Below are 16074 nucleotides of genomic sequence, written 5' to 3'. Positions count from 1 at the left end.
GGTTGGGCGCGTCCTGCGCTGATCGTGGTGGTCGCGGCGTCGGGTGATCCTGTCGGAGACGGCTCGGCCTCGGCGTTCCACTCGCTGGTGGACCGCGTGCCTGGCGCGGCGGCGAGGAGCCGCGCGTGTCCCGTAATGAGGGGCCGGCAGCGTTGGTTGCAGCACGCGTGGGGCAGGCGCGGTTGCGCTTTTACGCTCCGGCGCCTGTGCGCAACACGGGTCCTTCTCTTGAGCCTTCGAATCGCACCTGGCGTCGTCGCCAGAACGTCAGGCTCGCCATGGATCATCAAAAGGGAGTTACACATGATCGGTATCAACAAAAAGCGCTTGTTCGTGGTTGCCTTTGCGCTGGCCATGTCCGGCTGTACCACGCTGGACCAGTTGACGGGCCGAGGCGTGGTCACGGAAAGAACGTCCGGTTTCGACAACGCGACCCTCATCGAGGCCTCGCCCAACGCGCTTGCCAACGTGGATGGCACATGGACCGAGCCGCTGGAGCTCGGAGCCCGGTGGTCGAGCGCGGCACCAGAAAGCGTTGCGCTTGTCGTGGGTTGGGCCCCGGGTACTGCAGGCACGCTGGTTTTCAGCGATACACGCGCATTCTTCATCAACATCGATGGCGACATCTCGCAGTATTCGGCGGGCGAACCGACCAGTCGTGCTGCGTCCGGAGGCGGGTCGGCCGGCTCCAACCGGCTGTACGGCATGAACGAGGTCGTCATCCCGTACTCCGTGCTGGAGCGGATGACGGCGGCCAGGGACTGCCGGATCCGCGTTCAAACCAGCAACGGGTTCGTGGATTTCGACTTCACGCGGGCTCATGCGTTGGGCGGAAAGCCGACGGCGATCAACGCCATCAACCAGCTCATGGCCAAGGTTGCCGCCGTGCGCAACAAGGCCTGATCGAGCGCGCCTGGACGGCCATGCCCGGCTGACAAAAGCGGGTTCCCGGCAGCGGCCCCGCCGCGTGCCTCAGTTCAGGCTGGTCAGCAGCGCCTGGAAGCGGGGCTTGTTGCGCAGCGAGGCGAGGTCGCTGTCGTTCGCCATCCAGGCGCGGTCGCCCCAGCCGAGTTTCACCGCGCGTTCGAGCAGGTCGATGGCCCGGTCGTGTTCCTCCAGCACCGCGAACGTGCACGCGGCGTTGTAGAACACCATCGGCTCGTCTTCGCTCGATCGCAGTGCCAGGTTGGCCCACTCGATCGCCTTGGCCTTGTCGCCCATCGCCGCGAAATTCGCGGCCCCCATGTAGCGGGCCCGGGCGTCATCGGGGTTCACGCTCAACGCGCGTTCGATCAACTCGATCGCGCGATGACGGGATTTGCGTTCGTCCTCCTTGCGGCCCATCTCGCTGTACGCCTGGCTGAGGTAGACCAGCGGCAGGTAGTCGGCGGGACTGACTTCGGCCGCGCGCAGGTACAGCCAGGCGGCTTTCTGGAAATGGCCCAGCGAGCTGCAGATCATGCCGTACAGGAAATAGGCTTCCAGCAGGTTCGGGTTGAGCATCATGGCCGTCTCGAATTCCTGCTCGGCCTGCTTGAACCGCTTGCTGACGTACAGCGCCAGGCCGCGCGAGGCATGCGCCTCGGCCGAGTCCGGGTCCATCTGCAGGGCCCGCTCGCTGGCTTCCATGGCCTGCGCCACGTGCGCGGGATTCGCATCCAGGAAGCGATGCCGCATCACGTACGCATCGGACAGGCCGGCCCAGGCCGCGGCGTACTTCGGGTCCCGCGCGATGGCGCGCTCGTACATGTCGATGGCGCGCAGCGAATCGCGCCGGTTCCATGCATAGAAATACTTGCGCCCGCGCAGGTAGTCGTCATAGGCCTGCACGTCGGCGGTGGCGACGTACTGGATCGCGCGGCGCTCCTTCGGCGACAGGGTGACCTTCAGGGCATCGACGATGCTCTGGGCGATGTCGTCCTGGATGGCGAACACGTCGCGCAGTTCGCGGTCGTACGTCTCGGCCCACAGCGTCGAGTCCGACGCCACGTCGATCAGCTGCGCGGTGAGCCGCACCCTGTTGCCCGCCCGGCGCACGCTGCCTTCGAGCACGGTGCTGACGTCCAGCTTGGCCGCGATCGTCGGGAGGTCGATCTCCTTGCCCTTGAAGAAGAACGAGGAGGTGCGCGAGGAGACTTTCAGTTGCGGCAGCTTGGTCAGCAGGCTGAGGATTTCCTCGGCGATGCCGTCGCTGAAGTACTCGTTTTCCACGTCGCCGCTCATGTTGACGAACGGCAACACGGCGATGCTGCGGCGGTCGTGGTCGCCGTCCGCATGGCGCAGTGGACGGGGCACGGCGCTGCTGGCCCGGTTGGCATCCGTTGGGTTCCTGGCGGTGACGCCGGCGATCAGGCGATAGCCAAGCCCATGCACGGTCTGGATGTAGCGCGGCTCCGCCGCTTCGTCGCCGAGCTTCTGGCGCAACTGCGAGATGACCCGGCTCAACGATGCCGGCGTGACGCACTTGTGCCCCCACACGTGTTCCAGCAGGTCGTCGTGCTGGATCAGTTCGCCCGGATGGGTCACGAACTGCAGCAACACGGAGTAGGCCTTCGGCTCCAGTTCGAGTTCGTGGCCATCGCGCAACACGCGGTGGGCCGCCGGCTCGACGCGGATATCGCCGAACGCGTAGTCGACCCGCGGACTGTTCGAGTCACTGGCCACGCGGCCGCAATATCACAGGGGTGGTTAAAGATCGATAGAGTTCGCCGGCGAGTTGGGCGGTGGCGAAAAGCGAGCCCAGCGTCGCCATTCCGCTTGGCTCAAGCGCGCGTTGGCGTGCGATGCCAATGCGGCGCAGGCCCGGAGTAGGTCGTCAGTCATGCATCCTGTGAGTGCCGCATGGCGTCGGTCGCGGGCAAAAGGCCGGATCACGTTCGGCCGGAGGGGTAGCTGTCGCAGACCCTCCGCGATCGGCGCGGATCGCCGCTGGAAATCCTCATGGAATCCCCGTGGATTCCTCCGAAGTTCCTCAAGCAAGCGGCGTAGCCCCCAGCCCAGAATCATTCCACGGACATCGGCGTCCGTCTGGAGGCTTCCATGAAATACCTGATCAATGCCACCACACTTGCGTTCGGTCTTGCCTTCGCCGGCGGCGCCAGCGCGGCCCAGGACCAGACGCAGCCCACCAATTTGCGCGATGTCACAGTCACGGCGGTCCCCGGCCAGTACGAAACCTATGTGGCCAACCTGCACACGGGCTACACCCTGCATGCCCTCGTCGGCAATACGCACAAGCAGTACGTACAGGCACAGCAGGCGGCCGATCAGTCGGAGTCCGTGCGCAAGAGCGGCACCCCGGTGACGCATGTTGCCGTGGCCATCGACAACTCTTTGCGCCCTGGCGTGGCGAAACGCATCCTGTTGATGGACGCCGACCAGACCACGGTTGCCATCGTCAACGTCTATTGCAAGCGGACGATGCCCTCGGGCGCCGCGCGCTGCACCCTGGCGCCTCAGCTGATGAAGGCCGACAACGGGGGCCAGCGCGTAGCGTCGGCCCAGGCGGTATACCCGCAAGTCGCCGTGGTGAACCTGCGCGACTAGGCAGGGGATGTGCATGAAAAGGTGCCGGATGCACTGATCGTGCGGGCCTGCTGTCCCCCACTTGCCGGCCCGCCCGAGAGACCGGGGCAGACTCGACCACCCCATCGAGCGCTGCCCCGGCCGGTCATGAAGCCGCATCGGGCAGGAGCCTTTGTTGGCTGATGCCTCGGCCGGCGGGAGGGCGTGCGCTGTGCTTTGCACTGTTCTCGAGCGCGGCACGCAAAGCGAGCGCCTCATCCGCGAGGCGCTCGCCGCCACGTTGGATGCTTCGCGGAAATCAGTCCGATGCGAAATCGATGCCGGTGATGCCGTGCGCCTTCACCAGCGCCAGCACCCGCGCCACATCGTCGTATGACGCTTCATCCCGGGCGTGGAGCTCGACACGGGGAATGCTGGCCGGGTCATCCAGGCCGTGGCTTGCGGCAATGTCCAACTGCGTAGCGAGCGCGCCATCGCTCACCAGCGTGCCGTTGAAGAACACCATGCCGCCCGGGTCCACGGTGACTCGCAGCGGTTCGGGCCGGTCGTCGGATGCGTGGCCCGACACGGGCAGGTCGACGCGGTTCCTGTGCACAACGACCGGCGCCGTGATCATGAAGATGATGAGCAACACCAGCAGCACGTCGACGAGCGGCGTGACGTTGATGCCGGCGAAGGGGGACGACTCGATCCTCGCAGAGAAAGCCATACTTCCTCCTGACGTTTTCGATGTGGTTGAGCCCTGGTGCCGGCCAGTGGGGGATGCCGGCGGCCCGACTATGCCGCGCCGACGGGGACTTCCCGCAAGGGCCCGTGCGCGCGCATGATCGCCGGACCGGTTTTTCAGGGAGGAATCTCCAGTGAAGCGTTCTCTCTTCAGCGTGGTGATGGCCTCGCTCCTCGCTCTCACCGGTTGCGCGGGGCACCCAGGCGCCAAGCCGACCAGGACCATCACGTTGGCTGTGGACGATGCCGGGAAACCGGCTGCCGATGCCGACCGGCAGAAGGTGGACGATGCGCTGGCGATGATCCAGGCTGGCCATATCCAGCAGGCCGTCGACGGCCCGCTGGCGGAGGTCATCCGAAAATACGAGGCGCTCTACAAGGACAGCTCGGCCAAGGTCTTCTGCGCCCGCGGAATGGTCGATGCGCTTGCCTACGCCGCCTTGGGCGACAAGATGGCGGACGCGGATCCGGAGGTGTCCGTGAGCGTGATAGGCCCGGCGTGGGCCCTTGCCTATTGGGCACGCGGGTATGCCATGACGGAAATGGCACGTTACGCTGAAGCGCGCGCCGATCTCGAAAAGGCGCTCGCGCTGTCTCCGATGGACAGCCAGTACAAGATCGAACTGGCCTACACCTATCAGGAAAGCCGCGACTGGCAGAAGATGCTGGCTCTGGATCAGGAAGCGCAAGCCGACGCGGAGATCAGCGCCGCCCCCGAGCAGGCCGCCCCGCTGAAGTGCGCGGCCTTGCGCGGGCAAGGCTTCGCCCTGGTAGAGCTGGGCCGGCTCGATGACGCGACCGAGGCTTATCGAAAATGCCTGAAGCTGGTCCCGGGCGAACCCAAGTCGCTGGCTGAGCTGGAATACATCCACGGCCTGCGTGCGAAGGGTGGCTGACCGGCCATCGCCCCACGCAACGGGTAGCGCCCGAGGCAGCGGGGCATGACCGCGAGCATGTAGCGCCCTCTCATGTCAGGCACGGCGGGTGCGGAGGCGGCTTTCCGTCGCGGGAACCCGCCGCGCTTGGGCTCTCACACCGCGTACCCGAAATCGCGCAGGGGCAGGGCGTATTGCTCGGCCAGTTTCCGGTTGCCCTCCCGGTAGAGATCGCCCAGCTTTTCCGGCCATCCGGGGGGGAATTCGGCGCGTTGCGTGCCGCCCTGCGTCAGGAACCCACTGCCGAGGGTCCGCACCCCGCGCGGCAGGAGCGCCGCCATGCGGCCTGCAATGGGGAAGCGTTTGCGCAGGCGGTCGTAAAGGACGTAGCGCGAGGTCTCCTGCCCGTGCGTGCGCCGGTTGCCCAGCAAGTGCAAGGTGGTCGGGGCGTCGATGCCCAGGAGGGTCGACAGACGGTCGGCGAAAGCCCGGGGGTCGGCCATCCACTGTTCCAGCAGCAGTACCGATATGCGTTCGGCGCCGAACAGTGCGCGATAGATGTCGATGGTCCGCTGGTAATCCGCGACGCCGAGCACGCCTGCGGGGCGGTTCCGCCAGGCGTGTTCCAGCCAGGCGGCAAAGCGTACGTGCCTGTCGCGGTAGGGAACCGGAACGTTGACGAGCACCCGGCCGTGACGACCGTAGAAGGACCGGATCATGTCCTCCTGGCGGCGGATGGTGAAGAGGATCCGTGCCTGCGGGAAGTGATCATGCAGGCGCCGGGCGACGCTGGCGGTCAGGTGCGGATCGGCGGTGAGCGTCTCGTCGGAGAGGACAGGCACCCGATCGTCGGGGCGGGCGTCGAGCGCCGCTGCCAGCGCTTCGCGCAGTTCCTGCGGGTCATCGTCGAAGCCCTCGATCCGTCGCAGGGCCCGGGAAACACGGACATCCACATCCGACCCGTGGGGATGGCCGAACGCATGAATCCGGGGATGGACGAAGAGCAGGAAGTCCTGCAGCGATGTCGTGCCCGTTTTGATGAAACCGGGATGGATGATCATGGCGAAGAAAAACCTGGGCAGGCGTGCGTGGTCCGGCTTTTCGTGTCTACAACATGTCCCGATTGAAATAGGTCGCCTTCTCGAATTCCATCACGTTCATGGCGATCCGGTGGACGGCCGGAAACATGTCGGCCAGTTCGCCGACCACCCTTTTCGAGAGATCGGCGCGCTGCTCGACGGTTCGCCCCTGCATGATGTACGAAAACACGTGGATGAAGTCTTCCCTTGCGCCGCCGGCGGCGTGGATCCGGAAGGGATGGATCCGCACCTTGATATCGAATTCCTCGAACAATCCCGTCGAATTCACGGCGCGATGCAGGCGCGCGAGGATGGCTTCCTCGCTGTGCTGTCGCAGTATTTCCTGCGAACAATCGACGATGAAGTGCGGCATGTGTCTCCGGGCCTGGTTGGGAAAGGGCGGCGGCTTACCTCGGCCACCCGATCGTTGCCGCCACAGCGTTTTGGCAGGCTGCCATCCACCCGCGCGGCAACCGGGAGCTCGTTTCTTGCCCCCGGGCTTGGCGCCGGCGTCGCTGCATCCGGCTCAGTGGCCGATGCGCCGCCAGACCGATACGGGCACGTCGCCGTCCGGACGCGGCGGCACCCGGTAGCTGAGCGTGTCGCCGTGCAACTCGAAGGCGCGGCGTTGCTCCTGCCCCTCCCAGTTGGGGAAGGAGGCGCCTTCGATATGGAACACCAACTGGTGCCGATCCGGCTCGACCGCGACCGTGCCGTAGTGGGTGCTCGCGCCCATGACCGCCGCCCGGTATTCCTGCGCAGTGGCCTTGGCCTTGCTCGGATTGGCGAAACGCGGGCGGTCGGCGCGGTAGAGCTGCAGCGAGTAGTGGCCGGTGCGGTCGATCAGCAGCAGGCCCTTCGGCGCGTCCCCGTAGTCGTGCGAACGCGAGCCGTCCGGATGCAGTACGTCGGCCGCCACCAGCGTCCAGGTTCCGGCCAGCGAAACATCGCCGGTGTCGGTCGCACCGGCGCCGGATGACCAGGCCAGGCCCGGCAGCAGACAGGCGACGACAGCGAGGCGGAAGAAGGTGCGATGCAGGCTCATGGGGTTTTCCTCGTTCGAATCGGGGGAGGTCGTGGATGGGGCCTCGCCGATCGTACGGCTTGCCTGCATGCGGAAAAATCGAATAATTCGAGGACAAAACTTTCGAATTGCTTACTTATGTCGCTCCCCAATCTCGACATGGACGCGTTGCGCAGCCTGGTGGCGATCCTGCACATGGGCGGCCTGGCCCGTGCCGCGGAACGCATCGGGCGCTCGCCTTCGGCGGTCAGCCAGCAGATGCGCAAGCTGGAGCTGCAGCTGGGCGAGCCGCTGTTCCGCAAGCAGGGCCGCCGCGTGGTGTTGACCGAGGCGGGCGACCGGGTACACGCCTACGCGCGCCGCATCCTGGAACTGAACGATGAAGCGGTCCACGCGGTGCGCGGTGCGGCGGTCGACGGCGTGGTGCGCTTCGGCCTGCCGGGCGACTTCGCCGAGTCCTGGTTGCCGGCGGCGTTGGGGCAATTCAGGAAAGCCTATCCAGCAGTGCGGGTGGATGTCCTGGTCGAGCCGAACCGGCTGCTGCTCGAACGGTTAGATCGCGGCGAGCTCGATCTGGTGCTTGCCATGAACCAGGGGGGGCGGGCGGACGCCCAGCGCCTGGCCACGTTGCCGATGACCTGGATCGGCCCGGCAGGAACGGGCGAGGTCGTGCGGCCCGACGCGGTGCTGGATCTGGCGCTTTACCAGCCGCCGTGTTTCTTCCGACTGGCGGGTACGGCGGCGCTGGATCGGGCAGGCATCGCCTGGCGGCCCGCATTCGTCACCGCGAGTCTGCAAAGCCTGTGGGCGGGCGTGGCCGCGGGGCTGGGCATCACCGTACGCACGGGCACCGACCTCCCGGCCGCGTTGATGCGGCTGGACGAGCGCCACGGCCTGCCGTCGCTGCCGGGTGTGGATCTGTGCCTGCATGCCGCCTCCGACCCTTCTTCTGCGGCGCTGACACGGCTGCGCCAGGTGGTGGTGGAGCAGGCGCGAACGCATCTGGGTCGATCGGGACCTCGCGGGAAGTGACCGGATGCCGGGCTCTGCCGCGCTCCATGCATGGTCGCCCTCGAGGGGGTTATCGGGGCCTTTCGCTTCGCTGTGGGCTTTTTCGTTGCCCACACGCCCCTGGGCGTAAGAGGCGTTGATCCTTGCCTCTCACGTTCTGCCGATGACCAGCAAAGTTCTGCAGATCGATCTGCACGATGCCGGACGCGACGGCATTTATCGCGTCGTGCCCGACGACCCGATGACATTGGCCGATGACGCTGCCCGCGCCGGCCTGCGCCTCAGTCGCATCGATCTGCGCGAATGCACGAGCCACCACCGCGCGGTGCGGTGCCTGGCCCAGGCGTTCGAGCTGGCGCTACCCGGGGATGACTGGTCCGCGATCACGGCCAGCCTGCGCGATCCGGGCTGGCTGTCGGCGCCGGGCTGCGTGTTGGTGCTCGATCATGCCGACGTCCTGCGCGCCGAGGCGCCCGACGTCTACGCGGCACTTCGCGACCACCTGGCCGGCGTGGCCAAGGACTGGTACGCCCGCGGCGTGCCGTTTTTCGTTTTCATGGTGTTCCCGGACAGCGAGACGCTGGATGCCGCGATAGACGCCTGAGCCGGATGGACGGATCGGAGCCTTTTCGGGTCGAGCCCGAGGGATCCGTTCCGCGAGAGCCGGTCGAAAGCCCGGCGCAGGGCGCTTCCCTGGGAGCCGTTGGCGTCCCACTTTGCCGTGGCGGTTTCGGCGCCACGGCGAGCTTGCAGGAGGTATCGCATGCAAATCGACGAGGCCTGGCCCGAGCTCCCTTACGACGCGTGGCGGGAGACCTATGCCACGTTGCACCTGTGGTCGCAGGTAGTGGGCAAGGTCGCGCTGGCGCTGGCGCCGCCGCTCAACCACTGCTGGGGCATCGCGTTCCACGTCACGGCGCGCGGCCTGTCCACCCGGCTGCTGCCGTACGAGGCGCGGAGCTTCACGCTGGCATTCGACTTCATCGACCACGCGCTGGTGATCGACTGCACCGATGGGCAAACCCGCCGCCTGCCGCTTGAGCCGCGCAGCGTCGCCGACTTCCATCACGCGCTGATGGCCGCGCTGCGGGAGATGGGTTTGGCGGTTCGGATCTGGCCGGTCTCGGTGGAGATGCCCACGCCCGTGCGGTTGGACGAGGACACCCGCCATTGCAGCTACGAGCCCGCATGGGCGCATCGGTTCTGGCGGATCCTGGTGCTGGTCGAGCGCGAGTTCGCGCGCTGGCGTTGCAGTTACGTGGGCAAGAGCAGCCCGGTGAATTTCTTCTGGGGCAGCTTCGATCTGGCGGTGACGCGGTTCTCCGGTCGCCGGGCGCCATCGCGCGAGGGTCCGGCGTTCGAGCGCGACGCGTATTCGCACGAGGTGATCAGCCACGGCTTCTGGCCCGGCAGTGCGCCGTTGCTGGAGCCGGCCTTTTACGCCTACGCGGTGCCGCCACCGGATGGATTGGCCAAGGCGCGGGTGGAGCCGCGCGAGGCGTATTTCCATCCGTCGCTCAGCGAGTTCATCCTGCCGTATGAAGCGGTGCGCAAAGCGTCTTCGCCGGAAGCCGCGCTGCGAGCGTTCCTGCAAAGCACGTGGCACCGGGCCGCGACGCTCGGGCACTGGGACCTGGCGGAGCTGGAGCGGCAATGACTGGCCAGATCATGCATCCGCCACCGGTAAACTGGGCGGCCCGCCACGAACCTGCAGTCAATCGATGATCAACAACGACGTCCTGCGCAGCATCCGCTACATGCTCGACCTCAGCGACAACAAGGTGGTCGAGATCGCCCATCTGGCCGACCCGGCATTCGCCCTGGAGAAGGAGGACGTGCGCGCCTTCCTGCTGAAGGAAGACGAGCCCGGCTATCTGGCCTGCCGCGATGCCGTGCTGGCGCATTTCCTCGATGGGCTGATCGTGCATCGCCGTGGCAGGGACGAGAGCTTGCCGTCGCGGCCAGTGGAGAAGCGCGTCAGCAACAACGTGGTGTTGAAGAAGCTGCGGGTAGCCTTCGAGCTCAAGGACGTGGACATGCACCAGGTTTTCGAGGACGCGGGATTCCCCGTCTCCAGGCCGGAGCTCTCGGCGCTGTTCCGCCAGCCCGGACACAAGAACTACCGTCCGTGCGGCGACCAGTTGTTGCGCAATTTCCTCAAGGGACTGACGCTGCGCGTGCGCGGCGCCTAGGACGCCATCGCTTCAGAATCGCTCGCCGACGGGCAGGTAGCGCCACATGCCGACGGGCATCTTCGCCAGCGGCACCTTGCCGATGCGGATGCGCCGGATCGCCACCACGTCCAGGCCGACCTGCGCGCACATGTCGCGCAGTTGCCCCTCCTGCACGCCCTTGAGCGCGAAGCGCAGGCGGATCTCGTTCTGCCAGCTGACCTTGCACGGCCGCAGCGGACGGCCGCGATAGTGCAGGCCGTGGTTGAGCTTGTGCAGCCCATAGGGCGCGATCCGGCCGCCGACCTCGACCACGAATTCCTGCTCGATCTCGTCGCGGTCTTCGGTCAGCCGGCGCCACACGCGGCCGTCCTGGGTCAGCACCATCAGGCCGCTGGCTTCGGTTTCCAGCGGCACCAGCGGCGTCAGGCGATGGAAATGACGCTCGAGCAGGCGCACGCCCGAGGGATCGTCCGGCCAGCGTGTTTGCGGTTGCACCAGCCCCGCCGCGGCCTTGCGGCCCTTGATCGCGTCGTAGCCGACCGGCTTGTGCAGGAGGATCGTGGCCGGCTCGACGGCTTCCAGTTGCGCAGCCGGGTCGAGCGCGACGGCTTCGGTCGAGACCGGGTACGCCGGATCCTCCACCACGCGCCCGCCGACGGTCACCCAGCCGTTCTTGATGTACTGCTCGGCCTCGGTGCGTGAGCACCGGACCAGGTCGGCGACGTATTTCGCCAGTCGAACCGGATCGGACATGGATCAGTGCCGGAAATCGGGATGGCCAGTGTATCCGCCAGCATGCGCATTCTTGTGGAACGCGCGCGCCGTCGGGTGAGGTGCGATCACGCGCAGTCGTCGATTCGCCGCGTCGACTGCGTCCGGCGTGCACGGTCGGGGAGGAATCCCGGAATCGGTCTCCAATCCGCAGATACGAAATATCTTGCGATATTTCAAGAACTTGCGATTCGATTCTTCACCCGAAATTCGCCTTTTCCCGTGCTAGCGTCGACCGGTGGCGCGCGGTCGCAGTTGACGGCAAATGCCTCTGCATCGAATGCCACTCGTGGACGGCGGCGGGGAGCCGTGACGCACACGGTCATCATGATTCCTACGGGAGAGATGTTTCATGCAGACGAAGATTTCAATGCTGTGCCTGGCCTTGGGGGCGGCGCTGGGTGTGGCTGCGGTGCCGGCCATGGCCGCGCCCGCTGGTACCGCCTGGGTTGCCACCGCGACGCATGCTCACGCGCTCGCGGCGACGGCCTCGGCGAAAGACCTGGCCGAGCCAGGCATGCCCATCCATATCTCGGTCGCGCTCAAGCTGCAGAACCGCCCGGTTCTCGACGCCTTCATCGCCGACGCGCACAACCCTCACAGCGCGATGTTCGGCGCCAGGCTGCTGCCGCAGGACGTCACCGCCAACTTCTCGCCCAGCGCTTCGCAGGTGCAGGCTGTGGTCGATTACCTAGCCAAGTCCGGTTTCACCAACATCACCGTCGCACCGAACCGGCTGATGGTGTCGGCCGACGGCACGGCTGCCGGCGCACGGACGGCCTTCGGCGCGCGCCTGGTCCACGCGCGTGACAGCCAGGGCCATGCGGCCTACGCAAACATCGACGACGCCAAGGTGCCGGCCGCGCTTTCCGGCACGGTGCTGTCGGTGCTCGGCCTGCAGACGGTCTCGCACGCGCACACCATGATCCGCACGGCCGGCAAGCCGGGCGGCGGCGGTGGCGCGGGCACCATCACCGGCCACAACCCGACCACCTTTCCGAGCATCTACAACGCCGGCGGCACGCCGACCGCATCGACCGTGACGGTGGGCATCATCAGCGACGGCGACATGACCCAGCCGCTGAAGGACCTGGCCAGCTTCACCAGCAAGAACGGGTTGCCGGCGGTCAACACGCAGGTGGTGGTGGCCGGCGCGGCCGGTACCGACACCAGCGGCACGGCCGAGTGGGACCTGGACAGCCAGGACATCGTGGGCATGTCCGGCGGCGTGGGCAAGCTGATCTTCTATACCGCCACGTCGCTCAGCAACAGCGCGCTCACCACCGCCTACAACCAGGCGGTCAGCGACAACCAGGCGCGCGTCATCAACGTGTCCCTGGGCGAGTGCGAGACCTACACCTACCAGGACGGCACGATGGCGGCCGACGACCAGATCTTCGCGGTCGCGGTGGCGCAGGGGCAGACCTTCTCGGTGTCCACCGGCGATGCCGGCTCGAACGAGTGCGGAAGCAGCCCGCGCGGCACCACGCCGAGCTATCCGGCCAGCTCCCCCTACGTCGTGGCGGTCAGCGGCACCACGCTCGGTACCGGCAGCAACAACAGTTGGGCGAGCGAGACGCTGTGGAGCAAGGCCGGCGGCAGCCCGAGCACGGTCGAGCCCAAGCCGAGCTGGCAGACCCAGGGTGGCGGCACGACGCGCGACGTCGCCGACGTGGCGTTCGACGCCGATCCGAACTCCGGCTCGATCATCATCGTCAACGGCAGCAACGCCCAGTACGGTGGCACGAGCCTGTCGGCTCCGCTGTTTGCCGCCACTTGGGCGCGCATGCTGGCCGGGCATTCGTCGCTCGGCTTCGCTGGCCCGCACCTGTACCAGGTGCCCTCGAGCGTGTACCACGACGTCACCTCGGGCAGTAACGGTGGCGAGACGGCCACGACCGGCTGGGATTACGCCAGCGGCTTCGGCAGCATCATCGTGAGCAATCTCAACGCGAGCCTGTAAGACGAAGCTCGCCCGGTGGCTTCCGCCACCGGGCGAGTTAGCGCAAGGCGTGCGCCCCGCACCGCGAGAGTTCGGCGGTGATCCCGCTCTCTACCCTTCCATCCGCCAGCCGATGGTTTCGCCCGCGCGCATGGGTACGCCGGGTGTTCCGCCGAAATCCAGCTCCTCCGGTACGACCCACGGCTCTTTGCGAAGAGTGATCGTGGAGGTATTGCGCGGCAGGCCGTAGAAGTCGGCGCCGTGGAAGCTGGCGAAGGCTTCGAGCTTGTCCAGCGCGCCGGCGGCTTCGAAGGCCTCGGCATACAGCTCGATGGCGGCGTGCGCGGAATAGATGCCCGCGCAGCCACAACTGCTTTCCTTGGCGTGGCGCGGGTGCGGCGCGCTGTCGGTACCCAGGAAGAAGCTCGGATCGCCGCTGGTGGCCACTTCGACCAGCGTGCGGCGATGGCTTTCGCGCTTGAGCACCGGCAGGCAGTAGCTGTGCGGGCGCAGGCCGCCGGCAAAGATCGCGTTGCGGTTCATCAGCAGGTGCTGAGGCGTGATGGTCGCGCCGACATGGGCCGGAGCGTCGCGCACGAAGCGGGCCGCCTCGCCGGTGGTGATGTGCTCGAGCACCATCCGCAGCGCGGGGAAATCGCGCAGCAACGTGATCAGATGGCGCTCCACGAACACCGGCTCGCGGTCGAACACGTCGACGTCCGGGTCGGTGACCTCGCCGTGCATCAGCAAGGGCAGGTTGTGCTTCTGCATCGCCTCGAACACGGCGTAGCAGCGGCGCAGGTCGGTAACGCCGCTGGCCGCGTTGGTGGTCGCGCCGGCGGGGTAATACTTGACCGCGTGGACGAAGCCGCTGGCGCTGGCCTCGGCGATGTCGTGGGGTGTGGTGGCCTCGGTCAGGTACAGCGTCATCAACGGCTCGAAATCCGCACCGGCCGGCAGCGCGGCCAGGATGCGCTCGCGGTAGGCGCGCGCCAGCGCCACCGTGGAGACCGGCGGCTTGAGGTTGGGCATGACGATGGCCCGAGCGAAGCGGCGCGCGGTATGCGGCAGCACCGCGGCCAGCATGGCGCCGTCGCGCAGGTGCAGGTGCCAGTCGTCGGGGCGGGTCAGCGTGAGGTCGGTCGTGCTCATCGGCAAAGTTTAGCGGGATTGACGTTACGGGGAGCGCGACCGGACGAACGCCACGACGTCGACCGGACTAGTACGGATGCTGCCGGTAGAACTGCTCGAGCTGTCGATACACCTCGGGCAATTGGACGCGCAGGTTGGCCGGCTCCTCGAAAAACTGCTCGCTGGCCACCGCGAAGAACTCGGCCGGGTTTTCCAGTCCATACGGGTCGATCGGCAGGGGCAGGCCGTTGCGATGGTCATCGCGCAGGCGATCCCATGCTTCGGAGAAGACGCGTGTCCACCTCCGCCGGTCCATGCGCCGGTGCAGGGGCGGAAAGCCGTTGGCGTCCCCGTTGAGCATGTCCAGCTTGTGGGCCATTTCGTGGATGACTACGTTGTGCCCGGGTTTGCCCCCGGCATCGAGCACGTCCGCCCACGAGAGGATCACGGGGCCGCGGCCCCAGGCCTCGCCTGCCATCACGGTGCGGGTCTGGTGGACCACGCCTGCCGCATCGGTGTGCGTGCGCCGCGGAATGAATGCGTCCGGATAGACGATGACGCTGTGCCAGCCGTCGTACCAGTCCAGGCCCAGTTTCAGGATCGGTATGCACGCGTGGGCCGCGAGCAGCACCCGGTCGGCATCGTCGAGCTCCAGCCCCTGGGTTGGCTCGAGCGATTTGCGTTCCAGGAACAAGGTGGCCAGCACGCGCAGCGTGGCCTGGTCGGAAGCACCCAGGCGGCGAGCCGGCGCGCATCGGCGCAGCGCGTCCTGCCAAAGCGGTTCGGCGATGGGGCGGCGGGCGACGATGCGTCGCTCGCGCCAGTTTCTGATTTTGGCGAACATGGCCCTTCGAAATGGGTCTTTGCGTCTCCAGGCAATCAGGGCGATGGGCGCTTTCTCAAGCGCTTCCCGGAAAGAAGTCCCGGGGCCATGTCGATTCGTCGGGGACTGGATCGTCGTGGGAATGAGCCACCAAGGGCGAGGGACTGCCAGGATGCCAACGGCAGGGAGTCGCCGTTGACCTTGGCGGCGCGGCACACAGACCATCACCAGCGAGGAGCCTCACGATGACCATCACCATCACCGCCTTCGAACGCTCGCCCGATGGCGGCAAGGGGCTGGCGCGCGATACGCGCGTGCGCTGGGCGCTGGAAGAGGTGGGCCAGCCTTACGACGTCCGCCTTGTTTCGTTCCAGGCAATGAAGGAACCCGCGCATCTGGCGATCCACCCGTTCGGCCAGATTCCCACCTACGAGGAGGGCGACCTCCGCCTGTTCGAGAGCGGCGCGATCGTCTTCCATATCGCCGAGTGCCATGCGGGCCTGTTGCCGGACGATGCGGATGCCCGGGCGCGCGCGATCACCTGGATGTTCGCCGCGCTCAACACGGTCGAGGCACCGATCCTCGAACTGGTCATCGCCAAGTTCGTGGAGGGCGACAAGCCATGGACCCAGGAACGCCTGCCTCTGGTCGCCGAGCGCATACGCACCCGGCTGCGCCAGCTTTCCGCCCGCCTGGGCGATGCCGACTGGCTCGATGGCGCGTTCAGCGCGGGCGACCTGATGATGGTGTCAGTGCTGCTCAGGCTCAAACCCTCGGGCATGCTGGCCGAGTTCCCCAGTCTGGCCGCGTACGTCGCCCGCGGCGAAGCGCGCCCGGCATACCAGCGGGCCTACGCGGCCCAAGCGGCGGTGGCGGCCCGGGCTGAGAAGGTGAATGGAGGGCCCCGGCAAACGTGAACAGTCGCCCGGGGCCTGTACCGTGAAGAAGAGCCCGTTCCGCCCGTAGCCCCGGGCGTGGCAGCCACCGCCACGC

General features: G+C 66.9%; 17 protein-coding genes. 9 read left to right on the top strand and 8 right to left on the bottom strand.

Annotated elements, in window-relative coordinates:
* Positions 1–303: 303 nt before the first annotated feature.
* Complete coding sequence (locus ACFWZ1_RS12365) at positions 304–903, top strand: hypothetical protein (RefSeq protein WP_231320968.1); 600 nt, start codon at positions 304–306, stop codon at positions 901–903.
* A gap of 69 nt (positions 904–972) precedes the next feature.
* Here ACFWZ1_RS12365 and ACFWZ1_RS12360 read toward each other — a convergent pair whose 3' ends face one another.
* On the bottom strand, positions 973–2664 hold the full coding sequence (locus tag ACFWZ1_RS12360) for a TPR end-of-group domain-containing protein (RefSeq protein WP_439666619.1): 1692 nt from the start codon (positions 2662–2664) through the stop codon (positions 973–975).
* 375 nt (positions 2665–3039) lie between these two features.
* On the opposite strand from ACFWZ1_RS12360, the gene ACFWZ1_RS12355 reads away from it, so the two are divergent.
* The gene (locus ACFWZ1_RS12355) at positions 3040–3546 is read left to right on the top strand and encodes a hypothetical protein (RefSeq protein WP_439666618.1); all 507 of its coding nucleotides are present in this window, start codon (positions 3040–3042) and stop codon (positions 3544–3546) included.
* Positions 3547–3823: 277 nt separating this feature from the next.
* On the opposite strand, the gene ACFWZ1_RS12350 is transcribed toward ACFWZ1_RS12355, so the two are convergent.
* Positions 3824–4234 (bottom strand): ExbD/TolR family protein, encoded by a 411-nt coding sequence (locus ACFWZ1_RS12350; RefSeq protein ID WP_439666617.1) that lies wholly within the window; start codon positions 4232–4234, stop codon positions 3824–3826.
* Positions 4235–4385: 151 nt separating this feature from the next.
* Here ACFWZ1_RS12350 and ACFWZ1_RS12345 point away from each other — a divergent pair, with 151 nt between their 5' ends.
* Positions 4386–5147: a hypothetical protein gene (locus tag ACFWZ1_RS12345; RefSeq protein ID WP_439666616.1), complete on the top strand. Its 762-nt coding sequence runs from the start codon at positions 4386–4388 to the stop codon at positions 5145–5147.
* Between the two features lie 134 nt (positions 5148–5281).
* On the opposite strand, the gene ACFWZ1_RS12340 is transcribed toward ACFWZ1_RS12345, so the two are convergent.
* The 3 genes from ACFWZ1_RS12340 to ACFWZ1_RS12330 all read right to left on the bottom strand — a co-directional run bounded on the left by ACFWZ1_RS12340 (position 5282) and on the right by ACFWZ1_RS12330 (position 7250).
* Positions 5282–6187: a hypothetical protein gene (locus ACFWZ1_RS12340; protein ID WP_439666615.1), complete on the bottom strand. Its 906-nt coding sequence runs from the start codon at positions 6185–6187 to the stop codon at positions 5282–5284.
* A 46-nt stretch (positions 6188–6233) separates the two neighbouring features.
* Complete coding sequence (locus ACFWZ1_RS12335; RefSeq protein WP_439666614.1) at positions 6234–6578, bottom strand: 5-carboxymethyl-2-hydroxymuconate Delta-isomerase; 345 nt, start codon at positions 6576–6578, stop codon at positions 6234–6236.
* Between the two features lie 153 nt (positions 6579–6731).
* Positions 6732–7250 (bottom strand): lipocalin-like domain-containing protein, encoded by a 519-nt coding sequence (locus tag ACFWZ1_RS12330; protein ID WP_231320961.1) that lies wholly within the window; start codon positions 7248–7250, stop codon positions 6732–6734.
* A 117-nt stretch (positions 7251–7367) separates the two neighbouring features.
* On the opposite strand from ACFWZ1_RS12330, the gene ACFWZ1_RS12325 reads away from it, so the two are divergent.
* The 4 genes from ACFWZ1_RS12325 (at position 7368) to ACFWZ1_RS12310 (ending at position 10432) form a co-directional block, all read left to right on the top strand.
* A complete protein-coding gene (locus ACFWZ1_RS12325; protein ID WP_439666613.1) occupies positions 7368–8261 on the top strand; it encodes a LysR substrate-binding domain-containing protein in 894 nt (297 codons plus the stop codon).
* A gap of 142 nt (positions 8262–8403) precedes the next feature.
* A complete protein-coding gene (locus tag ACFWZ1_RS12320; protein WP_439666612.1) occupies positions 8404–8844 on the top strand; it encodes a barstar family protein in 441 nt (146 codons plus the stop codon).
* Positions 8845–9003: 159 nt separating this feature from the next.
* Positions 9004–9897 (top strand): DUF5996 family protein, encoded by an 894-nt coding sequence (locus ACFWZ1_RS12315; RefSeq protein WP_439666611.1) that lies wholly within the window; start codon positions 9004–9006, stop codon positions 9895–9897.
* 64 nt (positions 9898–9961) lie between these two features.
* On the top strand, positions 9962–10432 hold the full coding sequence (locus ACFWZ1_RS12310; protein ID WP_439666610.1) for a DUF1456 family protein: 471 nt from the start codon (positions 9962–9964) through the stop codon (positions 10430–10432).
* Positions 10433–10444: 12 nt separating this feature from the next.
* On the opposite strand, the gene ACFWZ1_RS12305 is transcribed toward ACFWZ1_RS12310, so the two are convergent.
* The gene (locus ACFWZ1_RS12305) at positions 10445–11167 is read right to left on the bottom strand and encodes an rRNA pseudouridine synthase (protein WP_231320955.1); all 723 of its coding nucleotides are present in this window, start codon (positions 11165–11167) and stop codon (positions 10445–10447) included.
* Between the two features lie 370 nt (positions 11168–11537).
* Between ACFWZ1_RS12305 and ACFWZ1_RS12300 the strand changes: the two genes are divergently transcribed.
* Entirely contained in the window at positions 11538–13148 is a 1611-nt protein-coding gene (locus tag ACFWZ1_RS12300; protein ID WP_439666609.1) for a S53 family peptidase, read from the top strand.
* Positions 13149–13238: 90 nt separating this feature from the next.
* Here ACFWZ1_RS12300 and pyrC read toward each other — a convergent pair whose 3' ends face one another.
* Together pyrC and ACFWZ1_RS12290 are read right to left on the bottom strand one after the other, a co-directional pair.
* On the bottom strand, positions 13239–14279 hold the full coding sequence (pyrC, locus tag ACFWZ1_RS12295; RefSeq protein ID WP_439666608.1) for a dihydroorotase: 1041 nt from the start codon (positions 14277–14279) through the stop codon (positions 13239–13241).
* Between the two features lie 67 nt (positions 14280–14346).
* A complete protein-coding gene (locus ACFWZ1_RS12290; protein ID WP_231320950.1) occupies positions 14347–15102 on the bottom strand; it encodes a zinc-dependent peptidase in 756 nt (251 codons plus the stop codon).
* Between the two features lie 224 nt (positions 15103–15326).
* On the opposite strand from ACFWZ1_RS12290, the gene ACFWZ1_RS12285 reads away from it, so the two are divergent.
* Positions 15327–15998: a glutathione S-transferase family protein gene (locus ACFWZ1_RS12285; protein ID WP_439666607.1), complete on the top strand. Its 672-nt coding sequence runs from the start codon at positions 15327–15329 to the stop codon at positions 15996–15998.
* Positions 15999–16074 lie beyond the last annotated feature (76 nt).

Source organism: Frateuria sp. GZRe14 (assembly GCF_051900395.1).
Taxonomy (GTDB): Bacteria; Pseudomonadota; Gammaproteobacteria; order Xanthomonadales; family Rhodanobacteraceae; genus Frateuria_A; species Frateuria_A edaphi.
Note: the sequence above shows the minus strand (reverse complement) of the source record. Positions and strands in the feature narration are given on the sequence as shown.

Coding starts and splice junctions, on each gene's coding strand:
- ACFWZ1_RS12350 (WP_439666617.1), bottom strand. CDS start 4,234: ATGGCTTTCTCTGCGAGGATCGAGTCGTCCCCCTTCGCCGGCATCAAC.
- ACFWZ1_RS12300 (WP_439666609.1), top strand. CDS start 11,538: ATGCAGACGAAGATTTCAATGCTGTGCCTGGCCTTGGGGGCGGCGCTG.
- ACFWZ1_RS12305 (WP_231320955.1), bottom strand. CDS start 11,167: ATGTCCGATCCGGTTCGACTGGCGAAATACGTCGCCGACCTGGTCCGG.
- ACFWZ1_RS12285 (WP_439666607.1), top strand. CDS start 15,327: ATGACCATCACCATCACCGCCTTCGAACGCTCGCCCGATGGCGGCAAG.
- ACFWZ1_RS12330 (WP_231320961.1), bottom strand. CDS start 7,250: ATGAGCCTGCATCGCACCTTCTTCCGCCTCGCTGTCGTCGCCTGTCTG.
- ACFWZ1_RS12340 (WP_439666615.1), bottom strand. CDS start 6,187: ATGATCATCCATCCCGGTTTCATCAAAACGGGCACGACATCGCTGCAG.
- ACFWZ1_RS12320 (WP_439666612.1), top strand. CDS start 8,404: ATGACCAGCAAAGTTCTGCAGATCGATCTGCACGATGCCGGACGCGAC.
- ACFWZ1_RS12325 (WP_439666613.1), top strand. CDS start 7,368: ATGTCGCTCCCCAATCTCGACATGGACGCGTTGCGCAGCCTGGTGGCG.
- ACFWZ1_RS12365 (WP_231320968.1), top strand. CDS start 304: ATGATCGGTATCAACAAAAAGCGCTTGTTCGTGGTTGCCTTTGCGCTG.
- pyrC (WP_439666608.1), bottom strand. CDS start 14,279: ATGAGCACGACCGACCTCACGCTGACCCGCCCCGACGACTGGCACCTG.
- ACFWZ1_RS12290 (WP_231320950.1), bottom strand. CDS start 15,102: ATGTTCGCCAAAATCAGAAACTGGCGCGAGCGACGCATCGTCGCCCGC.
- ACFWZ1_RS12355 (WP_439666618.1), top strand. CDS start 3,040: ATGAAATACCTGATCAATGCCACCACACTTGCGTTCGGTCTTGCCTTC.
- ACFWZ1_RS12310 (WP_439666610.1), top strand. CDS start 9,962: ATGATCAACAACGACGTCCTGCGCAGCATCCGCTACATGCTCGACCTC.
- ACFWZ1_RS12315 (WP_439666611.1), top strand. CDS start 9,004: ATGCAAATCGACGAGGCCTGGCCCGAGCTCCCTTACGACGCGTGGCGG.
- ACFWZ1_RS12335 (WP_439666614.1), bottom strand. CDS start 6,578: ATGCCGCACTTCATCGTCGATTGTTCGCAGGAAATACTGCGACAGCAC.